Raw genomic sequence first — 22784 nt, 5'->3', positions numbered from 1 at the left:
GCTGGTACTCGTTCAGCACTCAACTTGTTGCTGAAGAATTAATTCGATTAACTGGCTACGGCTGATGTTACTGGCCAATGCCTGCTCATTCAAGGCGTCATACAAATCTTGTGACACCTTTAACTCTATTCGCTTTAATCCGTTGGCTTTATCGCGCTGGATTTGATTGCGTTTGTTGACCTTAAGCTGCTGGCTACGGGACAAAGGATTACTTCGTGGGCGGCCCCGGCGCTTTTCATTGGCAAAAAGGTCAATGGTGGTTCTGTCAGTCGCTTCTTTTGCCATGTTCTTATTGTTAACCGATCCCTGAGCCTTCCCAAGTGATCTGGATAATACCTTTTACAATAAACCCGGCGCAGCCGAGAAATAACACTAACCAAACAATAAATCGACCAAATTTCGGCACGTTACCTTGTTTAAGCACATCGTGGATGGCCATGCCGATAAAGAAAAATATCGAGGCAAAAAACAGGTTCAGGCCGATGGTTTCAATTTGTTCCATGTACTGAGATAACATACTTTCTTAGTCCTCGAGAGTGTTCTAAGGCCAAAAGAGGCGCGAATATATCACATCAAGATGGCGGCTGCCATATGCTTTAGGTCGAGTTTGCTGCTGATTTACATTGCTTGTTTGTCAATAAATTCAGACACAATCCGGTTAAAGATGGCGGGTTTCTGTGCATGTAACCAATGACCACAGCCTTCGAGGGTTTTCGCCTGCGCCGCAGGGAATTGCGCCATGATAGCGCTTCTGTGCTCTCCAGTAACATAATTTGAGTCACCGCCGCGAATGAATAGACTCGGGCCATTATAGCTTTGTACTGAATTGGGCGCTTGATTGTGCCAACCAATAATGTTGGGATAACAAGCTTTTAGCCCAATTAAGTTCAGCTTCCAACGAAAACCCGTATCGGTACGTTGCAGATTTTTGAGTAAAAACTGCGCCGTGGCTTCGTCGATACCTTTGTCTATTAAGTGGTTTAGAGCAAAGCGTCTGTCGGTATGACCTTCTAAGGGCAGACTTTCTAATGCGGCAAACACTAAGTCATGTCTAGGCTCATAGGCGACGGGGGCTATATCTGCTGCCACCATGCTGATAATGCGTTCTGGATGAGCTAACGCTGTCGCCATGGCGATTTTACCGCCCATGGAGTGACCCACAATATGGGCGCGTTCAATAGCCAGTTCGTCGAGTAATGAAACCATGGCCGTGGCGAGGCGAGGGTAATCCATCTCATCCCAATGCTCACTTAAACCATGATTGGGCACATCGACACGAATAACCTGATACTGGCTTTCTAATACTTGCCCTAGGCCTTTGAGGTTATCTAGGTTGCCGAACAAGCCGTGGATCAAGAGTACTGCGGGTCCTTGGCCTGTAGAAACAAAGTTCATGGTGATTCCTGTTGGATATGTTTAGCTTAACGTGGCGCGAATTGTGCCCTTAATGCCGTTGGCTTGACAAGTCAGTTGCTACTTTGGCGTGTATGCGGCGATGAACTTGGGCGCTTTTTCGGCAATTGTCGATTATCTGCTAGTTTGCAGTGCTATTTCACGCATTTTTAGAATAATGGCGCTTTATCAGATTGATAGACATGGATACACTGGTAACCGATCGCAATGATCTGCCCCGATCGCTGTGGTACACTTTTTTCGGTTAAGCCTGTCGAATAACAAAGGATAATTAAGGTTATGAAATATATCGAAGTTGATGAAGAGCTCTATCGTCATATTGCCAGCAAAACAGAACGTATTGGTGAGAGCGCCTCTGACATTCTTCGTCGATTACTCGGCCTGTCCGTCGATGCGGTCGAACCACCTCAGCCTTTGGCGATAAGCCAACCAAGTTTAGAGGCTGAGCCGATTCAAGCTGTGGCGGTGCAAGCTGCACCTGCTGTGAATGACTTCAGCCGCTTAGTCGATGAACATCTGTTATCGCAACAAAAAGGCGCGGTAGGGCGTTTCCTCTTTTTGCTCGAAAGTCTGTATCAATTAGCCCCTGAGCAGTTCTCGCAAATTCTGCAGATCCAAGGGCGCGATCGTTTGTATTTTGCCCGTTCGAAAGAGCAATTACTGGAAGCGAGCGCATCGGCGAATCCTAAAGAAATCGGTACCAGTGGTTTCTGGGTGACAAGCAACAACAATACCGCCAAGAAACGCACCATTTTATCCGAAGTCTTAGTGCAATTTGGCTGTGATGCAACGGTTGCAGCTGGCATCGCCGAGCGCGTTTAATCCGCGGGTGAGCCGTTTCATCAGCTATTGAGCTAAGTTTAATCATTGTTTTTAATTGTAATTGAGTGCAGGAGAGCCATAGGTGGCAATACATCAAAGGGCAGGACAAATCGCTAATCAGACGGATCTGGTCAATATTCCAAAACTGATGAGCCATTATTACAGCATCACGCCAAATATGGATGACGTACAACAACGCGTCACCTTTGGCACTTCTGGGCACAGAGGCTGCGCCTTCAATGGCAGTTTTAACCAACAACACATTTGGGCGATTACCCAAGCTGTGGTGGATTATCGCCAATCGGTAAATATCAATGGGCCGTTGATCCTCGGGATTGATACCCATGCGTTATCCTACGCCGCTTATTTATCGGCAATTGAAGTGCTGGCGGCAAATAAAGTCACAGTGCACATCCAGCAGAATGATGGTTTCACGCCAACACCAGTGGTGTCCCATGGGGTGATTTGCGCCAATCGCGAAGCGAATATCACTGGTGCGGCACTGTCCGATGGTTTGATTATCACGCCTTCTCACAATCCGCCTCAAGATGGCGGGATCAAATACAATCCACCCCATGGCGGACCTGCCGAAGGTAATATCACGGCTTGGATTGAGTCGCGGGCCAATGATTACTTGCGCCAAGCGTTAGCTGGCGTGCAAAAATTAGCGTATGCCGAAGCGCTGGCCTCAGGCTATGTCAACGCCATTGATTTGATCACACCCTATGTAGCTGATTTAGAGAATGTTATCGATATGCAAGCGATTGCCAATGCTAAGCTGCGTATCGGTGTAGACCCGCTCGGTGGTTCAGGGATTTTCTACTGGGCACCGATTGCCGCGCGTTATGGGCTCGATATCACCTTAGTTAATGATAAAGTTGACCCAAGCTTTAGCTTTATGCCGCTGGATAAAGACGGCAAAATCCGCATGGATTGCTCGTCTCCCTATGCGATGGCAGGGTTACTCGCCCATAAAGAATCCTTTGATTTATGCCTTAGCAATGATCCTGACTATGACCGCCACGGCATTGTCTGCCCTGGTACAGGCTTGATGGACCCTAATCACTACCTTGCGGTCGCTATCGATTATTTACTGACGCACAGACCGGATTGGAGCGATAGCTTAGCCATAGGTAAAACCTTAGTATCGAGTGCGCTTATCGATAAAATCTGTGCTTTCCATGGCAAAAAGTTACTCGAAGTGCCTGTGGGTTTTAAGTGGTTTGTTGATGGTTTAGCCGAAGCCACCATCGCCTTTGGCGGTGAAGAGAGCGCTGGCGCGGCGTTTTTGCGCCGTGATGGCACTACGTGGTGTACAGATAAAGACGGCTTTATTCTTGGGTTACTTGCCGCAGAAATTCTTGCGGTGACAGGTAAAACTCCAGGTCAACGCCATCAAGAGCTAGTAAAACAATTTGGCCAAAGCTTTTACAAGCGTATCGATAGCCCAATCAGTCTTGAAAACAAGGCCAAATTTGCGTTATTAAATGCTGAAACCTTAAATGCCACAGTGCTTGCGGGTGAGGCAATCGAAAACGTGTTAACCCATGCACCGGGCAATAATGCGGCCATTGGTGGCATTAAAGTGACTACGGCGAATGGTTGGTTTGCGGCGCGTCCATCGGGCACGGAAGCGTTATTTAAAATCTACGGCGAGAGTTTTATCAGTGAGCAGCATTTAGCTGAAATTATCAAAGATGCGCAGGCATTAATTGATAAGGCGCTGAACGCTTAATGCAGCAGTAGGTTTATAAAGTATAAAAAAACAAACGCACTCAGATCTGAGTGCGTTTTTGTTTGTGTCTAATGTCAGTTATGAGTATTAAACTCATGCTGATTTGACTGTATTTAGTACTCAATATGACAACTCGGTAAGTTATTCTTATCAATGTAATTTTGGTGGTATTCCTCTGCCACATGGAACTGTTGCAATGGCACTATTTCAGTCACGATATGGCGTAATCCCCAACGACCTGATCGGGCAAAAGCTAATTTTGAGGCTTCTGCTGCGGCTTTTTGTTCACTGTCATGGAAGAAAATCGTGCTGCGATATTGAGTGCCTATATCTCCACCTTGCATGTTCAGGCTGGTTGGATTGTGGTTTTTCCAAAATACCTCGAGCAAGTCTTCATAACTGACCAGGGCAGAGTCAAACTCCACTTGTACCACTTCGGCGTGGCCCGTTTTGCCTTTTTTGACTTCTTCATAGGTGGTCGCGCTATTATTGCCGCCCATGTAACCGCAGGTGGCATTCGAAACGCCATTCACTTGTCTAAAAAAATACTCTACGCCCCAGAAACAGCCGGCACCAAAGGTTGCTAACGCCATAATCAAATCCAATAGAAGTCTAGATGGCTAAGGATTGTGATAAAACTCTCGCGCAAAAGCAAGCCTCTAGCAGGAATATTTATGCTGGACGATTTTTCGATAAGATGATGGGAAATTTACACTCGGCATAGCAAAGCGCCGCGTTGATCTTATTCCGTTCAAAACTGGGTCCTATGGCGATAAATGTCTGAGAACAGCATTAAAAACATGTGTTAGTATTGAAGCCGCTTTTTAAGGTGCGAGTCAGCCTAACCGCGATGAGATGAATGCTTGAGTGGTTATGGCTATCTGCACTGATGCTATTGCGCCGTTACTGTTACACACCATTATAAGGAGAATTCTGTGTTACAAGCTCTGTTAGATTCAAAGGATTTTTTAGCGCTCACCTTAGCCCATCCTGAACAGTTCGATGGCGAGTTTTCATTTAGCTTAGGCGACCATACCCAAGTTGAAGTGTGGGATACCGGCGTTATCGTTTTTGAGCCCGCTCAGAATGAAGGAAAAGATGTCGTCCTTTCTTGTGGTGTTCACGGTAACGAGACTGCGCCCATTGAACTCTGCAATGGCTTAATTAAGCAGCTTTTACAGCAAAAGATCATCGCGAAACAGCGCACTTTATTCCTAATTGGTAATCCATTAGCGATTAATAACGGCACGCGGATTATCGATGAGAACATGAATCGTCTCTTTAGTGGTGAGCATTCCAATCCTCCGGGATTAGTCAATCCTGAGCGAGTGCGCGCCAAAAAACTCGAAGCCTATATCGACCGTTTTTATACCGCGGTTGCCGATGGTCGTCAGCGCATTCATTATGATCTGCACACGGCGATGCGCGCCTCGAAGCATGAAAAGTTCGCTATCTATCCCTATCGTCCAGGGCGTGCCTTTAGCGGCGAGCAAATTATGTTTCTAGCCGCTAGCGGCGTCGATACAGTACTTTTTCACCACGAACCGACCACGACCTTTAGCTATTTTTCCTCCGAACGCTACGGCGCCGATGCCTTTACCATTGAGCTTGGCAAAGTCTATCCCATGGGGCAGAACGACATGACGCGTTTTATCGCGACCCATGAAATGTTTATGCGCTTGATCACCGCTAAGCCGTTGGAGTTGGATGCATTTGATGCCGATAAGGTTAACTTGTACCAAGTGTGCCGCGTCATCAATAAACATTTCGATGATTTTGAATTTACCTTCGCAACCGATGTCGAAAACTTCAGATCTTTCCCGAAGGGCTTTGTCTTAGCGCGGGAAGGTGGGCAAGAAATTAAAGTGGAACATGAGTTTGAGTCTGTCGTGTTTCCTAATGCCAAAGTGCCTATTGGCAATCGCACTGTGATTTGCCTGATCCCTGCGGTGAATGCGGACGTGCGTTAGGCTTGTAAAGCAATATATACATGCGAGGCAGGGATAACTTGTGGTTTGAGCTATGCCAATGGTTGATAGGTAGTTTACGTTAACGTAATGTTCGTCGGGCATATTCGTATAAACAGACGCATCAAAACGCTTTGGTGCGTAATGAGATAACAAGAGCACAATATGAGCAAAGCAACACTCAACACTGATACAGTGCACCGTGTCGGCTTCTTGGATAAGGCATCGCTACACATTCCTATCCTTCGAATTCTACAAGCCGACGGCACCACTTATGAAACCGCGGTTTTGCCTGTGATAGATGAAACCTTAGCCACTAAAATTTACGATACCTGCGTATTCACTCGGGTACTCGATGAACGTATGTTAGGTGCCCAGCGTCAAGGGCGCATCAGCTTCTACATGACCTGTACGGGTGAAGAAGCGGCGATTGTCGGCAGTGTGGCCGCACTCGATCAAGAGGACGTTATCCTCGCGCAATACCGTGAGCATGCGGCGTTGCGTTATCGCGGCTTTACCACTGAACAGTTTATGAATCAGATGTTCAGTAACGAGAAAGATCTTGGTAAAGGTCGCCAAATGCCAATCCATTACGGCAGTGCGGCATTGCATTATCAAACGATTTCTTCACCCCTTGCGACACAAATCCCGCAGGCGACAGGTGTGGGCTACAGCTTAAAAATGCAAGGTAAGCGCAAAGTCGCAGTTTGCTATTTTGGCGAAGGTGCAGCATCTGAAGGGGACTTCCATGCAGGTCTAAACATGGCCGCAGTATTGAAGTGTCCAGTGATTTTCTTCTGTCGTAACAATGGCTACGCCATTTCAACCCCAACTGAAGAGCAGTTTGCCGGTAACGGCATTGCGAGCCGCGGCGTGGGTTATGGCATGCACACCATTCGTGTTGACGGCAATGACATGTTGGCCGTGTTAGCGGCAACGCAGCAAGCCCGTGCCTATGCGATTGAGCATAATGCGCCTGTGCTGATTGAAGCCATGACTTACCGTCTCGGCGCGCATTCATCATCAGACGATCCATCAGGTTATCGCTCGAAAGATGAAGAAGCCAAGTGGCAGCAACACGATCCGGTTAAACGCTTCAAATTATGGCTTATCAACAAAGGTTGGTTAGCTGAAGCGGATGACGTGAAACTGCATGAGAAATATCGTGAAGAAGTATTGGCTGCGGTAAAAGTGGCTGAAAAAATTCCTGTGCCTATGCTGGATGAAATTATTGAAGATGTGTACGACAAGCCGACGCCAGTGCTGAGAAAGCAACTCGCCGATCTTAAAGAACATATCAAGAAATATCCGCAAGCCTATCCAAAAAGTGCAGGGAGACTATAAGCCGTGGCTGAAATGAATATGTTACAGGCCGTCAATGAGGCCTTGTCGATCGCCATGCAAGCCGATGAGCGCATGGTGGTTTTTGGTGAAGATGTGGGTCACTTTGGCGGGGTATTTCGCGCCACTTCCGGTCTTCAAGAAAAATTCGGTCGCGATCGCTGCTTTAATACCCCGCTGACAGAGCAAGGTATTGCCGGTTTTGCCAATGGTTTAGCCTCAAATGGCATGACTGCTGTGGCTGAAATCCAATTCGCCGATTATATCTTTCCGGCGTTCGATCAAATCGTCAACGAGTCGGCCAAGTTCCGTTACCGCAGCGGCAATGAATTCGATGTCGGTGGGTTAGTGTTCCGTACGCCCTATGGCGGCGGCATCGCTGGCGGCCATTATCACTCTCAATCACCCGAAGCTTATTTTACCCAGACACCGGGATTAAAAGTGGTGGTGCCACGTAACCCAGAGCAAGCCAAAGGCCTGCTGTTGGCGTCAATTCGTGACAAAAACCCAGTGATCTTCTTTGAGCCTAAGCGTTTATATCGCGCATCGGTTGGCGAAGTGCCAGCGGGCGATTATGAAATTGAACTGGGCAAGGCTGAAGTGGTTCGCGAAGGTAAAGACATCACCTTAGTGGCGTGGGGCGCGCAAATGGAAATCCTTGAAAAAGCCGCCGATATGGCCGCTAAAGAAGGGATCTCCTGCGAAATTATTGATTTACGCACCTTGTCACCCTGGGATATCGATACCGTTGCCGATTCAGTCAAAAAGACCGGACGTTTGCTGGTTAACCATGAAGCGCCATTAACCGGTGGTTTTGCCGGTGAAATTGCCGCGACAATCCAGCAAGAATGCTTCTTGTATCTAGAGTCGCCCATCAGCCGCGTTTGTGGTTTAGATACCCCGTACCCACTCATTCATGAAAAAGAATACATGCCTGATGCGTTCAAAACGTTTGAAGCCATCAAAGCATCAGTGACCTTCTAGGAGTCCGGTATGATTAAAGATTTTATTTTGCCGGATATTGGCGAAGGTGTAGTGGAGTGTGAATTGGTTGAATGGTTGGTCAAAGAAGGCGACACAGTCGTTGAAGATCAGCCGATTGCCGATGTCATGACAGACAAAGCCCTAGTGCAAATCCCTGCGCCTTTTGCGGGCGTAGTCACTAAATTGTATTACGCCAAAGGCGATATTGCGAAAGTGCATGCGCCGCTTTATGCCGTACAAATTGAAGGTGCCGTTGAAATCGCGAGTGAAGAGTCTATTGCGACTGAACCTGCTGCGACGACTGCAAAAGTAACTGAGCCTGTGGCGGCAACAACTGCCAATACGTCATCCAGTTCATCCGTCAGTATTGAAGAATTCTTACTACCGGATATCGGCGAAGGCATTGTTGAATGTGAACTCGTCGAATGGCTAGTGAGCGAAGGTGATTGGGTTGAGGAAGATCAACCGATTGCGGACGTGATGACAGATAAAGCGCTGGTGCAAATTCCTGCCATTAAAGCGGGTAAAATTGCCAAACTGCATTATCGTAAAGGTCAGCTGGCAAAAGTGCATGCGCCTTTATTTGCCATTGAAGTTGAACAGGCGGCTTCTGCACCTGCGGCGACAACAAACACTGATACTGTGGCCAATGCGGCACCGGCAACGCAGGCTGTAAGTGCAGAACCTGCTCGCCAAGGTAAATCCTTAGCCAGCCCTGCGGTTCGTCGCATGGCGCGGTCGTTAGATATCGATTTGAGCCAAGTACCTGGCACAGGAAAGCACGGCCGTGTGTACAAGGAAGACATCACTCGTTTCCAACAAGGCACGAGCAATGTTTCTGCTCCAAGTACGACTCAGGTAAAAGAGGCGCCAGCTCAAGCGACGCAAGCATCTCAAACCCAAGTTCCAACATCGACAGTGACTCAACGCGCTGACACGGTTGAGCCGATTCGCGGCGTAAAAGCTGTGATGGCACGCATGATGGTTGAGTCGGTGTCGAGCATTCCGCACTTTACCTATTGCGAAGAGTTTGATTTAACAGACTTAGTTGCACTGCGTGAAAGCATGAAAGTGAAGTATTCGTCCGATGAAGTGAAGCTGACTATGATGCCTTTCTTCATGAAGTCGATGTCGCTCGCGTTAAGTCAGTTCCCTGTGATGAATAGCCAAGTGAATGCTGATTGCACTGAGCTGACTTACAAGGCGCGCCACAATATCGGCATGGCGGTGGATTCTAAAGTCGGCCTCTTGGTGCCAAACATCAAAGATGTGCAGGACAAGAGCATTTTAGAAGTGGCGGCAGAAATCACCCGCCTGACCCAAGCAGCCCGCAGTGGCCGCGTGGCGCCAGCGGATCTGAAAGACGGCACGATTTCAATCTCTAACATTGGCGCCTTAGGTGGCACAGTGGCAACGCCTATTATCAACAAACCTGAGGTGGCGATTGTGGCCTTAGGTAAGTTGCAAACCTTGCCGCGTTTTAACGCAAAAGGGGAAGTCGAAGCCCGCCGAATCATGCAAGTGAGCTGGTCTGGCGACCACAGAGTGATCGATGGCGGTACCATTGCTCGCTTCTGTAATCTGTGGAAACAATATCTGGAGCAGCCGCAAGAGATGTTATTGGCCATGCGTTAAGCCGCTGGCACGCAGATTTGACAGTAAAAGGACGCTTTAGAGCGTCCTTTTTTATTTGCTTTGCACAAATGGGTTAATCTTTTGATCCCGATTACGTATAATTCCCGGACGTAGTTATCCTGATGGATGTGTTATGAGTCAGTTTGCCCCCAGCATAGAAACCATTGATTACCCGTTTCCGCCTAAGCCAGTTCCTTTGTCCGATGCGCAAAAAGCCGATTACAAGGCGCGTATCAAACAACTGCTCATTGAAAAAGATGCCGTTCTGGTTGCCCACTATTATACCGATCCTGAAATCCAAGCCCTTGCCGAAGAAACCGGCGGCTGCGTTTCAGACTCATTAGAAATGGCGCGCTTTGGCCGCGATCACCCAGCAAAAACCTTAATCGTTGCTGGGGTCAAGTTTATGGGCGAAACCGCCAAGATTTTAAGCCCAGAAAAAACCATTTTAATGCCGACCTTAGAAGCCACTTGTTCATTGGACTTAGGTTGTCCAATCGATAAGTTCAGTGCTTTCTGCGACGCGCACCCAGATCATACTGTGGTGGTTTACGCCAATACCTCGGCTGCCGTTAAAGCGCGCGCCGACTGGGTGGTGACCTCCAGTATTGCCCTCGAAATCGTTGAGCACTTAGACAGCGAAGGTAAAAAGATCATTTGGGGACCAGACCGTCATTTAGGCAGTTATATTGCTAAACAGACGGGCGCCGAAATGTTGATGTGGCAGGGCGATTGTATCGTTCACGACGAGTTTAAATCGAACGCGCTGCGCGATATGAAAAGCGTTTATCCAGATGCAGCTATCCTTGTGCATCCTGAGTCACCAGCCAGTGTGGTGGCGATGGCCGATGCCGTTGGCTCGACCAGTCAGCTGATCAAAGCGGCGCAGACTATGCCAAATGAGCGTTTTATCGTGGCAACCGATCGCGGCATTTTCTATAAAATGCAGCAGGCGGCGCCAGGTAAAATCTTAATCGAAGCGCCAACAGGCGGAAATGGCGCAACTTGTAAGAGTTGCGCTCACTGTCCTTGGATGGCGATGAACGGTCTACAGGCGATTGAAGCATCACTCGCCGACAGCGATAAAACCACCCATGAGATTTTTGTGGATGAAGACTTAAGAGTTAAAGCGCTGATCCCGCTGACGCGCATGTTGGATTTTGCTAAGACACTGAATATGAAAGTGAAGGGTAATGCCTAAACATGGCTAAGTCCCTTCTTTAGCTGTTCTCCAGTGTCATAAAAATCCCCGCCATAGAGTGGGGATTTTTTATGGCTGGAATTTAAGGCAATAAAAAGCCCCGCAAATGCGAGGCTTGATTGAGTAACGCGAGATCTAGTGACTAGATTACTTTGCGTTCATCAGTGCAACCGCGTTATCTAACATACGGTTACTGAATCCCCACTCGTTATCATACCAAGACATCACTTTTACTAAACGGCCGTTTACACGGGTTTGGGTGGCGTCAAAGTTTGAAGAGAACGCATTGTGGTTAAAGTCGATAGACACCAATGGCTCTTTATTTACCGCTAACACTTCGCTCAATGGCGCAACGCTAGCAGCACGTTCGATAATGGCATTCACTTCTTCAACAGTCGTATCACGGGCAGCGATGAAAGATAAATCCACCAGTGATACGTTAACTGTAGGTACACGAACCGCTAAACCGTCGAATTTACCTTGTAATTCAGGTACAACCAAACCTACAGCAGCAGCTGCGCCAGTTTTAGTTGGGATCATTGACAGTGCTGCAGCACGGGCACGACGTAAATCTGTGTGGTACACGTCAGATAAACGTTGATCGTTGGTATAAGCGTGAATGGTTGTCATCAGGCCTGATTCAATACCAATCTCGTCATTTAACGGCTTAGCAAAAGGCGCTAAACAGTTAGTGGTACAAGAAGCATTTGAAATCACTGTCATGTCTGACGTCAGCACGTTGTTGTTCACACCGTAAACAACAGTGGCATCGACGTTTTTACCTGGAGCTGAAATAATCACTTTCTTCGCGCCAGCAGTTAAATGCGGTTGAACGGTTTCTTTAGAAGTGAAGATACCGGTACATTCGAAAACCACGTCAACTTGCAACTCAGCCCATGGCAGTTTTGCAGGATCACGTTCTTGGAAAGTGAGGATCTTATCGCCATTCACATAAATAGCTTCGGCATCATGATCAACTTTGGCATTGAAACGACCGTGAACAGAATCGTATTTTGTCAGGTGAGCGTTGATTGAAGCGTCGCCTAAATCATTAATAGCGACAATCTTGATTGGATAAGCTTTTTCGCTTTCGTACAAGGCGCGTAATACGTTTCTACCGATACGGCCATAGCCATTTATTGCTACACGGATAGTCATCTCATATCCCTCTGGTGATTATAAAATTCAACTGGTAGTAAAATTACCAAACTGACAGCTATCGTCAAGTTAAATCGGCATTTTACCGCTGTCTTGATTAACAAATTAGGTATTTTTTTTACATCGGTCGCGAAATCACCATTTTTTACGCGTTAATTGGGTAAAAAATTACAAGATGGCAAACATTTTGCCATCGATTGCTTAGTCGGTTTTTTCGACAGGCGCAGGCGGCACAGCCTCGGTTGTCGTTGGCGCTTGGTCAACCGCTTGAGGATCAAGCCATTGTCTTACTGGACTCTGAGAATAAGTCCCGTTTTTTAGCGCATCGATAAGGGCTTGGGCTTTTAAATCGAGTTCAGTCGCCAGCGTTTTATTGCCACCGAGCAAGGCTAGCATTTTTTCCTCTGAATACTTCTGCTGCGTAAGTAGTAAATTTGCCTTCGTCAGCATATAGGCTTTATCGAATACCTGTTGCTGGCGATAGGCTGATGCAAGCCCAAGTAACCAGTTAACGTCGAAATCATCGTATTGGATGTCTTCAAAGACTTTAAGATAGAGTTGTTGCGCTTTAATGGCATTTCGATTGCTGTAATAGGTGGCGACTTGGGCAAGTAAGAAAGAGTCAGTCACTTCGCCGGCGTTTTCATGTTCTAACAATCGATTTAGCGCCGCGGTATCGCCAAAGCGCGTCCATTGGTAATAGGACATGAAAGGATCTTGTCGCTCGCGGGTTTGATCTTGTAGCAAGCTTAAATTCTGGGTGCTTAATCTAAAGGCTCTGGCTCTATCAGCGGTGCGATTGGTGTGGATGATATGCTGCACGCCAGAGGCGAGTTCAATGCAGCGGCTGTAATCCTCAAGATAGGTCAATTGCAGGTAGAGTTGTTTGCCTGTGGGGTTTTCGTTGTCTTTTAATTCGTAGCGGTTCTGGATAAGTTTGGTTTTTTCGGCCAAACACCAGCCATCCTTATGCAAATCGGCACAAATTTCAGGATTATTTTTACAAATTGCTGAGATATTTCGGTCATTATCACAACCGAAAAGACCAAAAAGGCTCATCCCTAAGGTAAATGATGTAATTATTACTAGATTTTGTCTCAAAACACTCTCCAAACGATATTTTTTCTAATAAAATTACAGATTTACAGAAAATATCTTACTGGCAACAAAGCGCGACTTTCATTACAATGGCGCCGACCAAAACAGGGTTTTCCCTAAAACCCGCATTAGATTATTGGTCTTTTCGTCATGTTACTCAAACCTTTCAGTACATTTTATTGAAAAGTGAGATAAAGGATCTGTAAATGAGCGCTGATAAACACCTACAAAGTTGGCAAGAACGTTTTGAAATGGCAGAGGCAATGCAGCCTTTGTTAGGCAAGTTGTACCGTAACCAAGGCGTTGAAGTCGTGGTCTACGGCAAGCCGTTACTCAATGCTTCTACGATTGAAATCATTAAAGCGCACCGTTTAGTTCGTCGTCATGTCGGTGAAAAATTACGTTTACGCGAGAGTTTCCCCTTCGTTCAAGCTTTGAGCAAACTCGCAGTTAAACAATGTAAAGTGGATATTGGTAAGCTTGCAGTCAATTACTGGCGCGATCACACCGATGTCAGCGAAATTGAAAACTATATGGCAAAAGAGTTGGCCGATGCCATCGACCATGCTGATGATGTCGCACCGCGTGATGTCGTGCTGTATGGTTTTGGCCGTATCGGCCGCTTATTAGCACGCCTGTTGATTGAACGCACAGGTCGCAGCAATAAGTTAAGATTGCGCGCTATCGTACTACGTGGCGGTAAGAAAGGTGATTTAGAGAAACGTGCCAGTTTATTGCGCCGTGACTCAGTCCATGGTCCTTTCAATGGCTCTGTAGAAGTTGACGAAGAGAACAATGCCATCATCGCCAACGGTACCTATATCCAAGTGATTTACGCGAACTCGCCTGATGAAGTGGATTACACTAAATACGATATCAGCGATGCACTCGTTGTTGATAACACAGGTATTTGGAAAGATGAAGCGGGTCTTGGTTTACACCTTAAGAGCCCAGGCGCGAGCAAAGTGTTGTTGACGGCTCCTGCAAAAGGCGCGATCAAGAACATCGTTTACGGTGTGAATGAAGGCGACATTACCCCAGAAGACATTATCGTTTCTGCGGCAAGCTGTACGACCAACGCCATTACGCCGGTACTGAAAGCCGTGAATGATAAATATGGTATTGAGAATGGTCACGTTGAGACGATTCACTCTTATACCAACGATCAAAACTTGATTGATAACTATCACACCGCTGACCGCCGTGGCCGCAGTGCACCATTAAACATGGTGATCACTGAAACAGGCGCCGCGAAAGCCGTTGCTAAAGCACTGCCAGTGTTAGCGGGCAAGTTAACCGGTAACGCGATTCGTGTGCCAACGCCGAACGTTTCTATGGCCATCATCAGCATGAACTTGAATGCTGAAACTAGTAAAGATGAGCTGAACGAGTACCTGAAAGATACGGCGCTGCAATCACCACTACAAAATCAAATCGATTACACCGACTCTACTGAGATTGTATCGAGCGATTTAGTGGGTTCTCGCTACGCGGGCGTGATTGATTCACAAGCGACTATCGCAGAAGGCAAGCGTGCCATTCTTTATGTATGGTATGACAACGAGTTTGGTTACAGCTGCCAAGTAGTTGGCGTAATGCAAACTATGTTAGGTTTAACGACGCTATCTCTACCAGCATAAGTTAGCTGCGTAAATCACTAGCGTAAGTTATGCGGATTCTTGAAAACTGCGCATAATCTTCACATAAAGCGCCCAGTAGGGCGCTTTTGTTTTTCTATACTTATGCAATTTAATTGGGTTCGACTCAATGCTCACATTCAACCACAGCTTTTCTGCCTCACTTAATCATCTGCCGCATCGGAGTCAGTATCGGCAAAAAAGCCTAAATTGATGAAGGAAACATCAACTTCGCGGACTTGTGGCGCTTTATTGGGCAAACGATGCGGCTTAGATCATTTTTTAAAAATTGTTGATTGACTCTGAGGTCTAAATCGGTAGAATGCCAATCCGCAGTCAGGGGAAAGCATGCCTAGCATGGCTTCTAATGATTAAGCGCAATGTTAGGCGACATTAGCTCAGTTGGTAGAGCGATACCTTGCCAAGGTATAGGTCATCGGTTCGAACCCGATATGTCGCTCCAAATTTAATAAATTTGGCAGTTTGGGCGCGATGGCAGAATGGCTATGCTGCGGATTGCAAATCCGTCGATCTCGGTTCGACTCCGGGTCGCGCCTCCATAGATTAAGATATTAATGACACGATTCCCGTCGTTAATATAAAGAGTTTGCCCGAGTGGTGGAATCGGTAGACACAAGGGATTTAAAATCCCTCGCTGGTAACAGCGTGCCAGTTCAAGTCTGGCCTCGGGTACCAAAAAACAGAAAATCCCTGACTTATGTCAGGGATTTTTTGCTTTTATCGGTTCTCAAAGCCGAATTTAATAATGCTTCACCTCGTGTCATATCTGATCATTCTTAGGCTAGGTCCGGTTAGGATTAGCCATGGGTTCAGCTCACATTTCCGGCATTCAGTATTGCGACATCAGCGCGCGATTCTTTTCTACAATATAAAACAGCAGGTTTTTGTGATCTAGATGTTATAAATAACTTTATATAAGTAATTTCATATTTCTGCTTATAATTACATAACAAAAGACGCTTTTTTTTGGTAAATCTACAATAACGTAAGAATTTCCCTAAGAAGGTGCTTAAGTAGCTATTACCCCCTTAAAGACAGTGGTATAAATAAGCCGAAATTTCCCCTACACGCGCATATTAGGATACGTAGTCATGATTTTCTCTCAGGTATTACTCGCACCCGCTGATCCGATTCTTGGTTTAACCGATACCTTTAAGGCTGATCCCCGTCAGGATAAAGTCAATTTGGGTGTCGGTATTTATAAGGATGAGGCTGGACAAACCCCAGTGCTGGCTTCAGTGAAAAAAGCCGAGGCTATTTTACTTGAGCAAGAGAAGACCAAAAACTACTTAGGCATTGAAGGCGTGCAAGCGTATAACCATGTTGTGCAAACATTGTTATTCGGTGAGTGCAGTGAGTTAATCACTTCTGGCCGTGCTGCCACAGCGCAAGCACCAGGTGGTACAGGTGCACTGCGTATTGCTGCTGAGTTTTTACTGCGTAATACCGATTCGCACACTATTTGGGTGAGCAATCCAACGTGGGCTAACCATCAGAATATTTTTGAAACCGCGGGTTTAACCGTTAAAGAGTACGGTTATTACAAAGCAGAAGCCCATGATATCGATTTTGATACCATGATGACGGACTTGTCTCACGCGAATACGGGCGATGTCGTGCTGCTACACGGTTGCTGCCATAACCCAACCGGTATCGATTTAACCTTGGCGCAATGGGAACTCATAGCCCAATTGTGTGCCGATAAGAAACTTGTGCCATTGTTTGACTTTGCATACCAAGGTTTTGGTGCTGGAATTGAAGAAGATGCCGCAGGTCTGCGTTTAGTGGCATCAAAAGTGCCTGAGCTGCTGGTTGCTAACTCTTTCTCTAAAAACTTTGGTTTGTACAACGAACGTATCGGCGCCGTAACTGTGGTGGCTGAGGATGTTGATGCTGCTTTGCGTGCCTTTAGCCAAGTGAAACGTACCATACGTGCAAACTATTCTAACCCGCCAGCACATGGCGCACTGATTGTCAGCACTATCTTAAATGACGCAGCCCTGAAAGCCATGTGGGTGCAGGAAGTCAAAGAGATGCGTGAGCGTATCGCCGAAATGCGTACCCTGTTCGTTGACAGCTTAAAAGCTGAAGGCGTGACTCAGGACTTTAGCTTTATTTCTCGCCAAAATGGTATGTTCAGTTTCTCTGGTTTGAACAAAGCCCAAGTGGCGCGCTTGAAAGACGAGTTTGGGGTTTATATCGTTGGTTCAGGACGCATTAGCGTAGCAGGCATGACTAAGACCAATATGCCAGTGATCTGTAAAGCCATCGCCCAAGTCTTGTAAGGCTTATTAGGTTATAGAATGTGGCTAAAGGAATTTCTCTTTAGCCTTCAAACATAAAGGACAGCATTTGCTGTCCTTTATGTTTTTATTGTGTCAGCACGTGCGGGCTATACAGTGATTAGCAGCTAAGCGCGAGAGGTTGGTGCGATTGCAGCGTGAGCTCAGATTTGATCCGCAATATGGCGCTTAATGCATCTAATAAGTTCGCTTGATCATGCAAGTTCGGGTTATGGCGATTCTTCAACGGAAAATAGTTGATCAGTGGCCCTAAACGCGTTTGTTCGCCATGACGCAGCACTTTGTGAATGATGGGCTTACCAATCACTTGATGACACCAAGCGATACGTTGCTCAATGCTAAATCGACCTGCGGGTGAGGCTTCTTCGGCCAGGTTATCGATAAAGATCACCTGCGCTTTAGTTGCGGCGAGGCTTTTGGCGAACTTAGGTAACAGCAGCGGCGGCATGATACTGGTTAAGAAGCTGCCAGGGCCTAGGATAACTAAATCTGCGTGCCGAACGGCCTCACAGGCTTCAAAGGTGGCATCGACCTGTGGCTCAAGGCAGAGCGCGATAGGTGCTTCATCCATGCTGTCAACATTGATCTCGCCAAAGACTTTACTGCCACAAGCTTGCAGAGCCACTAAGTGCGTGGGTTGCTCAGACATAGGGATCAGCTGGGTTTCAATCTTGAGTAAGTTACGGATGAGATTAACCGCTTCTAATGGACGAACGCACAGTTCATCAAGCGCCAGTAAAATGAGATTACCCAGATTATGGCCGCTAAGCTCAGTTTCACCCTGGAAACGGTATTCGAATAGTTGTGAGCCAACGGAAGGGCGATTGGCCAGATGGGATAGGCAGTTACGTAGATCGCCCCAAGCAATACAGTCCTGCTCGGCTCTGAGTCTACCGGTCGAGCCACCATTATCTGTGGTCGCGACAATCCCCGTTAAACGGCTGCCTAAAAAATCGAGTGAAGATAATACTCGGCCTAAACCATGGCCTCCGCCAATGGCGACGACACGTTCAAATTGATTTAACATCAAATGCTGCATCTGGGTTCTTCCTTCCTGAATACCCGAAAATATGAATGTTACTGGCATCACTGATTTACTTAACCTGAACTCGGGATAACGAGTGTCGAAAAATCTAAATTTAACAAACTAAGTCAATGCTATAAATGATTAGTTTTAAAAGAAAAATCTATTTTCTGACTGAATGCGCAGATTTTTTGCGCATATCAAGGCGCTCTGTCGTACGCCATAGCGAGCTATGATTAGACAGAGCAACGCAGAGAGGTCCGAAAAGATGCCTATTCAGCGGCTCTGCTTATCCCGAGCTCAGGTTACTTATAAAACAGGATGACGTAAGTGCTGCTGTGCAATGTCACTGCGTTAAGGAACCTTAGTATAAAAGCTCAGTCGAAAGCTTGCACCCATTATCGACAGTCATACGGCAAGCACGCATGTATGGCAGACATAGGGCTCAACATAGGGCTCAAGAGTGGCGCCTCAGGCGCAATATTGTACCTGAGTTGGTGGGCAAATTTCGTTAAATCTGACAATTAGCTTATAATCCGCCCTTTATTTGCCCAATACGGGCGTCACACTTAAGGTGAACTATTGAAAACGGGTAGAATCGGTTCGTTTACATTGGCATTAGCCATGGTCATAGTGGCGATTTTTGCATTACGCGTTTGGATCATTCCAAACACGAATGATTCATCTACCATTGCGACCCAACTCGTTGACGCTGTCGATCCTGTTACGCAAGTTCCTGACTTCTCTGCGATCAACGATATCACCGAAAAGAAGAAAGCCTTTTTTGATTTTCTGCGGCCGATTGTGCAGCAGCAGAATGCCATCATCTCGATGGAACGCGAGTTTGTCAGTGAAATGCTCGCTTTGGTTGAGAATGGCAAGAGTTTATCTGAGACCCAACTCGGGCAGCTCAATACGCTATTCGACAAATACCAATATGCGGCGCGAAACGTCGATGCTAAATCCTTAGCAAGCTTACTAAAGCGCGTCGATATTGTGCCTGAATCTATGGTGCTTATCCAAGCAGCGAATGAATCCGGTTGGGGCAGCTCACGTTTTGCTCATGAAGGCTTTAACTTTTTTGGTGAATGGTGTTTTACTGCTGGCTGCGGCATAGTGCCATCTTCACGGGGATCAGGTAAGAGCCATGAGGTGAAAGTGTTTTCATCGGTCGACGAGTCCGTTTCGTCCTACATGCGCAATTTAAATTCCAATACAGCCTATGCGCTATTTCGTTCTATCCGCGCCGATTTACGCTCACAGGAGCTAGAGCCGACTGCGGATCAATTGATTTACGGACTCGTGAATTATTCTGAAAGACAAGAAGCTTATATTGATGAGCTGCTTGATATGTTACGTCATAATGAAAAATATTTGGTGAATGTCGATGTATAAAAAACTGTTGTTTAGTGGCCTCTGTTTACTGGCAACTAGCGCCGCTGCTGAAACTGTATCCCTTGAATATAAAGGTTTTTATGATAGGTTAAAACAAGTCAACAAGGGCGGTTATCAACTCGTAGAAGTGGCTTTTAGTGTTCCAATGCAAAAGAACTGCTTGATCCAAAGCGGTTCTATTTCCAGTGAAAAAACCTCAACGCCACTGACGTATACCGATGCTCAGCGGTTATTTATTCCCTTAGATGATGATTTAAAAGATCAGCGTGCCTTGGTTAATCTCAATTTTGCTGGCAGTGCTGAGGGATGCGCTATCGCGATGCAAGTCAGAGCTAAGCAGACATTAGCCGAGTACGATAAAGCGCGTTTACAGCAAATTGTGACCGAAATGGACACGCTGCTTGGCGCCATGCAAGGCTTCCCGATGCGTTATTTTAGGGAGTCCATTGCCGGCCTTAACTTTGAATTCCAACCCGAGCAAGAAGTGTATGTACACCTTAATGGCCGTGAACAAGCCGTTAAGGGCAGTTATAAATTAGCTGCGAATGAGCTTGAAAACATCACTACGCTAAGCTTCAGTGCTCAGCCATTAGTGTTGAGTCCTTGGGTGAAGTGACCCTCTTTGCCTCGTTGAATTGACATCTTGAAATAATCGATTCAGAAGCACGGGCTCAAAGATAGTGTCGGCAGTCTTAACTTATTTTGTAGCCATAAAAATGCCCACTTAATGTGGGCATTTTTGTTTAGCTAATTTATCTTGCATACCTTCGTTGGGTTAACTTGTTTTACTGACTAGGGCGCTAAATTCAGCCTGAGTTAGACTTCATAAGTGTTAACGATATCAATGCGTTTTGCCGCATCCAAATCGATACGGCCGCTGTTGGCGATATCCAGGAAATCGAATGCGGGTAGATTGGCTTCGGCAACATCACCACGCATAGGCGCGTTAGGGTCACGCGTTAGAGACACAAAGTCGAACTGCTCACGGTCAACACCCTGTGATGGTGCGGTGTTTTGCATTGCGGTGAAAATCGTTTCAATACGACCTGGGTATTGTCTATCCCACTGATTCAGCATGTCTTTGACTGCGGCGCGCTTTAAGTTTTCCTGCGAGCCACACAAGTTACAGGGGATGATCGGGAATTCTTTTAAGTTGGCATATTCTTCGAGATCTTTTTCACGGCAATAGGCCAGAGGGCGAATGACCACATTAGCGCCATCATCCGACAGTAGCTTTGGCGGCATAGCTTTCATCTTACCGCCAAAGAACATGTTCAAGAACAAGGTCTCGATAATGTCATCCCTGTGGTGGCCTAGGGCGATTTTAGTGGCGCCGATGCGCTGGGCAAAGCCATAGAGCGTGCCGCGACGCAGGCGAGAGCACAGGGAGCAGGTAGTTTTACCTTCAGGGATTTTATCTTTCACTATCGAGTAAGTGTCTTTCTCGAGGATGTGATAAGGCACATTGAGCTTATCTAAATAAGCGGGCAGCACGTGCTCTGGAAAGCCGGGTTGCTTTTGATCTAAATTAACCGCAATGATTTCAAACTGAATGGGCGCGCGTTGCTGCAGATTCATCAAAATATCGAGCATCGCATAGCTGTCTTTACCGCCACTGAGGCAGCACATGATCTTATCGCCATCTTCAATCATATTGTAATCGGCGATTGCGCTACCCACTTCACGACGCAGACGTTTCTGTAATTTATTCAGACGGGTAGTGTGTTTTTTTGATAATTCTTCAGACATAGGATTTGCCGTAACTTCAGATATAGCTTCAAGCATAAAAAAGCGCCCAGTAACTCAGTTTCAGGGCGCGTATTATTCCAGCTATCTTTGGCGGGGTAAAGTGCCGCGTATCGCTTAGGCTTCTTCTAACGGTGATTTGTAGCCGTCGGGTTTGATGGCCAGTAAATCGCAGTTGATACTATCAATAACATGCTCTGCGGTATTGCCAATCAGTGCTGCTGAAAATCCGGTGCGACCGACAGTGCCTAAGATCACTAATTCGGCATCAAGTTTTTCAGCAAGCTCAGGGATCACATCCTCAGGCAAACCTTCTTTTACATGGCAATGATTTGGATCGATATCATAAGCACCAGCAAGGTAACTCACGCGCTGCTCATGCTGCATGCGAATGGTTTCGTTGTAGGACTGGGCATCAAAGTCTGGTAATTCAATGGCTAAGTTTACCGGCGTGCCGGGATAGCCATTGACTAAATGCACTTCGGCAGAGAACTTATCCGCTAAATCTTTTGCATGCTCGATGATTTTACCGTTAAGCATTTGATGATCGGTATCTTCGGTTGCCACATTCACAGCGCAAAGGATTTTTCCCGCTGCTGGCCAGTCATGGGCTTTCACCATCAACACAGGCACAGGGGCTTTACGCATTAAATGCCAATCGGTTGGGGTGAAGATCACCGCTTTAAGTTTGTCGTGGGCATGGGTGCCTTTAACAATCAAATCGTATTGCCCTGAAATCGCATGATTAATAATGCTTTCGAAGGGGCGGTTATGCCAAATGACTTGGGTATCGATATTGAGTTGCAGATGAGTATAAGCGGCGAGTAAGTCTTGGATCCAAGCGAGACGTTGATCTATGACGCCTTGGCGCATGGCTTCGCGCTCTTGATTCGACAGAATCGAAGTCATCTCATAGGAAAAGTCGAAGATAGAAAGAAACACAGTGACTTGAGCGTTGCATTTACTGGCCAAGGTCACCGCTCGTGCGAGGGCAACTTGATTCTCTGTGGTAGGGTCAACCACAACCAGTATTTTTTGATAATCCTTCATGGGAGGTTCCTTTAGTCATAGGCTCAATATCATCATGAGCCTTTGGCAGTTAGCTGTATTGTTCTAGATCAAACTCATTCGAAATTGATTAAAACTCACTTAAAAATCATGCCTTAATCTGTATGACATGTCTAGCCAGTCCCGGTTTTTCAATTGAATTGTTCTTGCCATTCATGACAAGGACCTAGCGCGTAACTCTCTTGCACTTAACTATTATGCTGCACTCAATTTTTTTGCAGCAAACACTCTTGCGG

At 46.5% G+C, this 22784-nt stretch carries 20 protein-coding genes and 3 tRNA genes; 14 read left to right on the top strand and 9 right to left on the bottom strand.

Features of this window, described 5'->3' with window-relative positions; translation table 11 throughout:
• Positions 1 to 12: 12 nt before the first annotated feature.
• The 3 genes from ybfE to AC5YB3_RS00475 all read right to left on the bottom strand — a co-directional run bounded on the left by ybfE (position 13) and on the right by AC5YB3_RS00475 (position 1395).
• Positions 13 to 285, bottom strand: a complete 273-nt coding sequence (ybfE, locus tag AC5YB3_RS00485) for a LexA regulated protein (protein ID WP_006081577.1) — start codon at positions 283 to 285, stop codon at positions 13 to 15.
• Positions 286 to 295: 10 nt separating this feature from the next.
• Entirely contained in the window at positions 296 to 517 is a 222-nt protein-coding gene (locus AC5YB3_RS00480; protein WP_006081578.1) for a DUF2788 domain-containing protein, read from the bottom strand.
• Between the two features lie 101 nt (positions 518 to 618).
• Positions 619 to 1395 carry an alpha/beta fold hydrolase gene (locus AC5YB3_RS00475; protein ID WP_494526297.1) on the bottom strand — a complete coding sequence of 259 codons (777 nt, stop codon included), beginning with the start codon at positions 1393 to 1395 and terminating at the stop codon, positions 619 to 621.
• 297 nt (positions 1396 to 1692) lie between these two features.
• Between AC5YB3_RS00475 and seqA the strand changes: the two genes are divergently transcribed.
• Positions 1693 to 2235: a replication initiation negative regulator SeqA gene (gene seqA / locus AC5YB3_RS00470; protein WP_006087176.1), complete on the top strand. Its 543-nt coding sequence runs from the start codon at positions 1693 to 1695 to the stop codon at positions 2233 to 2235.
• Between the two features lie 82 nt (positions 2236 to 2317).
• Positions 2318 to 3970 carry a phosphoglucomutase (alpha-D-glucose-1,6-bisphosphate-dependent) gene (gene pgm / locus AC5YB3_RS00465; RefSeq protein ID WP_494526296.1) on the top strand — a complete coding sequence of 551 codons (1653 nt, stop codon included), beginning with the start codon at positions 2318 to 2320 and terminating at the stop codon, positions 3968 to 3970.
• Positions 3971 to 4083: 113 nt separating this feature from the next.
• Here pgm and msrA read toward each other — a convergent pair whose 3' ends face one another.
• A complete protein-coding gene (msrA, locus tag AC5YB3_RS00460; protein ID WP_311905870.1) occupies positions 4084 to 4563 on the bottom strand; it encodes a peptide-methionine (S)-S-oxide reductase MsrA in 480 nt (159 codons plus the stop codon).
• A 342-nt stretch (positions 4564 to 4905) separates the two neighbouring features.
• Between msrA and astE the strand changes: the two genes are divergently transcribed.
• The 5 genes from astE to nadA all read left to right on the top strand — a co-directional run bounded on the left by astE (position 4906) and on the right by nadA (position 11098).
• Positions 4906 to 5940: a succinylglutamate desuccinylase gene (gene astE / locus AC5YB3_RS00455; protein ID WP_012089196.1), complete on the top strand. Its 1035-nt coding sequence runs from the start codon at positions 4906 to 4908 to the stop codon at positions 5938 to 5940.
• Between the two features lie 162 nt (positions 5941 to 6102).
• Positions 6103 to 7281, top strand: coding sequence for a thiamine pyrophosphate-dependent dehydrogenase E1 component subunit alpha (locus AC5YB3_RS00450; protein ID WP_107404477.1), 1179 nt, complete (start codon positions 6103 to 6105; stop codon positions 7279 to 7281).
• A gap of 3 nt (positions 7282 to 7284) precedes the next feature.
• A complete protein-coding gene (locus tag AC5YB3_RS00445; RefSeq protein WP_006081587.1) occupies positions 7285 to 8262 on the top strand; it encodes an alpha-ketoacid dehydrogenase subunit beta in 978 nt (325 codons plus the stop codon).
• Positions 8263 to 8271: 9 nt separating this feature from the next.
• On the top strand, positions 8272 to 9897 hold the full coding sequence (locus AC5YB3_RS00440; protein WP_432289555.1) for a dihydrolipoyllysine-residue acetyltransferase: 1626 nt from the start codon (positions 8272 to 8274) through the stop codon (positions 9895 to 9897).
• A gap of 133 nt (positions 9898 to 10030) precedes the next feature.
• Complete coding sequence (gene nadA / locus AC5YB3_RS00435; RefSeq protein ID WP_011839901.1) at positions 10031 to 11098, top strand: quinolinate synthase NadA; 1068 nt, start codon at positions 10031 to 10033, stop codon at positions 11096 to 11098.
• A 147-nt stretch (positions 11099 to 11245) separates the two neighbouring features.
• Here the strand turns inward: nadA and gap are convergent, their stop codons facing one another.
• Positions 11246 to 12256 (bottom strand): type I glyceraldehyde-3-phosphate dehydrogenase, encoded by a 1011-nt coding sequence (gap, locus tag AC5YB3_RS00430; protein WP_006081590.1) that lies wholly within the window; start codon positions 12254 to 12256, stop codon positions 11246 to 11248.
• Between the two features lie 201 nt (positions 12257 to 12457).
• Positions 12458 to 13357: a DUF2989 domain-containing protein gene (locus AC5YB3_RS00425; RefSeq protein ID WP_107404480.1), complete on the bottom strand. Its 900-nt coding sequence runs from the start codon at positions 13355 to 13357 to the stop codon at positions 12458 to 12460.
• Between the two features lie 203 nt (positions 13358 to 13560).
• On the opposite strand from AC5YB3_RS00425, the gene AC5YB3_RS00420 reads away from it, so the two are divergent.
• From AC5YB3_RS00420 to AC5YB3_RS00400, 5 genes are all read left to right on the top strand, one after another.
• Entirely contained in the window at positions 13561 to 14994 is a 1434-nt protein-coding gene (locus AC5YB3_RS00420; protein WP_011839899.1) for a glyceraldehyde-3-phosphate dehydrogenase, read from the top strand.
• A 384-nt stretch (positions 14995 to 15378) separates the two neighbouring features.
• A tRNA-Gly gene (locus tag AC5YB3_RS00415) sits at positions 15379 to 15454 on the top strand.
• Between the two features lie 23 nt (positions 15455 to 15477).
• Positions 15478 to 15551, top strand: a tRNA-Cys gene (locus AC5YB3_RS00410).
• A 49-nt stretch (positions 15552 to 15600) separates the two neighbouring features.
• A tRNA-Leu gene (locus tag AC5YB3_RS00405) sits at positions 15601 to 15687 on the top strand.
• A gap of 416 nt (positions 15688 to 16103) precedes the next feature.
• The gene (locus tag AC5YB3_RS00400; RefSeq protein WP_494526295.1) at positions 16104 to 17297 is read left to right on the top strand and encodes an amino acid aminotransferase; all 1194 of its coding nucleotides are present in this window, start codon (positions 16104 to 16106) and stop codon (positions 17295 to 17297) included.
• Positions 17298 to 17415: 118 nt separating this feature from the next.
• Here the strand turns inward: AC5YB3_RS00400 and AC5YB3_RS00395 are convergent, their stop codons facing one another.
• A complete protein-coding gene (locus AC5YB3_RS00395) occupies positions 17416 to 18354 on the bottom strand; it encodes a YvcK family protein (RefSeq protein ID WP_494526294.1) in 939 nt (312 codons plus the stop codon).
• A gap of 567 nt (positions 18355 to 18921) precedes the next feature.
• Between AC5YB3_RS00395 and AC5YB3_RS00390 the strand changes: the two genes are divergently transcribed.
• Complete coding sequence (locus tag AC5YB3_RS00390; protein WP_494526293.1) at positions 18922 to 19734, top strand: glucosaminidase domain-containing protein; 813 nt, start codon at positions 18922 to 18924, stop codon at positions 19732 to 19734.
• Positions 19727 to 20350 (top strand): DUF2987 domain-containing protein, encoded by a 624-nt coding sequence (locus AC5YB3_RS00385; RefSeq protein ID WP_011839896.1) that lies wholly within the window; start codon positions 19727 to 19729, stop codon positions 20348 to 20350. The genes AC5YB3_RS00390 and AC5YB3_RS00385 overlap by 8 nt, the downstream gene beginning before the upstream one ends.
• A gap of 200 nt (positions 20351 to 20550) precedes the next feature.
• On the opposite strand, the gene ttcA is transcribed toward AC5YB3_RS00385, so the two are convergent.
• Together ttcA and uspE are read right to left on the bottom strand one after the other, a co-directional pair.
• Positions 20551 to 21519 carry a tRNA 2-thiocytidine(32) synthetase TtcA gene (gene ttcA / locus AC5YB3_RS00380; protein ID WP_259569764.1) on the bottom strand — a complete coding sequence of 323 codons (969 nt, stop codon included), beginning with the start codon at positions 21517 to 21519 and terminating at the stop codon, positions 20551 to 20553.
• A gap of 78 nt (positions 21520 to 21597) precedes the next feature.
• Positions 21598 to 22530, bottom strand: coding sequence for a universal stress protein UspE (gene uspE, locus AC5YB3_RS00375; protein ID WP_006081598.1), 933 nt, complete (start codon positions 22528 to 22530; stop codon positions 21598 to 21600).
• Positions 22531 to 22784: the final 254 nt, after the last annotated feature.

This window comes from Shewanella sp. 1311, assembly GCF_059338235.1.
The sequence above is the reverse complement of the archived record's forward strand: the minus strand, read 5'-3'. Positions and strand labels throughout refer to the sequence as shown.

Excerpts from the sequence above, each read along its gene's own strand:
- AC5YB3_RS00395 (WP_494526294.1), bottom strand. The coding sequence starts at position 18,354 with ATGCAGCATTTGATGTTAAATCAATTTGAACGTGTCGTCGCCATTGGC.
- seqA (WP_006087176.1), top strand. The coding sequence starts at position 1,693 with ATGAAATATATCGAAGTTGATGAAGAGCTCTATCGTCATATTGCCAGC.
- AC5YB3_RS00420 (WP_011839899.1), top strand. The coding sequence starts at position 13,561 with ATGAGCGCTGATAAACACCTACAAAGTTGGCAAGAACGTTTTGAAATG.
- ttcA (WP_259569764.1), bottom strand. The coding sequence starts at position 21,519 with ATGCTTGAAGCTATATCTGAAGTTACGGCAAATCCTATGTCTGAAGAA.
- nadA (WP_011839901.1), top strand. The coding sequence starts at position 10,031 with ATGAGTCAGTTTGCCCCCAGCATAGAAACCATTGATTACCCGTTTCCG.
- msrA (WP_311905870.1), bottom strand. The coding sequence starts at position 4,563 with ATGGCGTTAGCAACCTTTGGTGCCGGCTGTTTCTGGGGCGTAGAGTAT.
- gap (WP_006081590.1), bottom strand. The coding sequence starts at position 12,256 with ATGACTATCCGTGTAGCAATAAATGGCTATGGCCGTATCGGTAGAAAC.
- AC5YB3_RS00440 (WP_432289555.1), top strand. The coding sequence starts at position 8,272 with ATGATTAAAGATTTTATTTTGCCGGATATTGGCGAAGGTGTAGTGGAG.
- AC5YB3_RS00385 (WP_011839896.1), top strand. The coding sequence starts at position 19,727 with ATGTATAAAAAACTGTTGTTTAGTGGCCTCTGTTTACTGGCAACTAGC.
- ybfE (WP_006081577.1), bottom strand. The coding sequence starts at position 285 with ATGGCAAAAGAAGCGACTGACAGAACCACCATTGACCTTTTTGCCAAT.
- AC5YB3_RS00475 (WP_494526297.1), bottom strand. The coding sequence starts at position 1,395 with ATGAACTTTGTTTCTACAGGCCAAGGACCCGCAGTACTCTTGATCCAC.
- AC5YB3_RS00400 (WP_494526295.1), top strand. The coding sequence starts at position 16,104 with ATGATTTTCTCTCAGGTATTACTCGCACCCGCTGATCCGATTCTTGGT.
- AC5YB3_RS00480 (WP_006081578.1), bottom strand. The coding sequence starts at position 517 with ATGTTATCTCAGTACATGGAACAAATTGAAACCATCGGCCTGAACCTG.
- AC5YB3_RS00450 (WP_107404477.1), top strand. The coding sequence starts at position 6,103 with ATGAGCAAAGCAACACTCAACACTGATACAGTGCACCGTGTCGGCTTC.
- uspE (WP_006081598.1), bottom strand. The coding sequence starts at position 22,530 with ATGAAGGATTATCAAAAAATACTGGTTGTGGTTGACCCTACCACAGAG.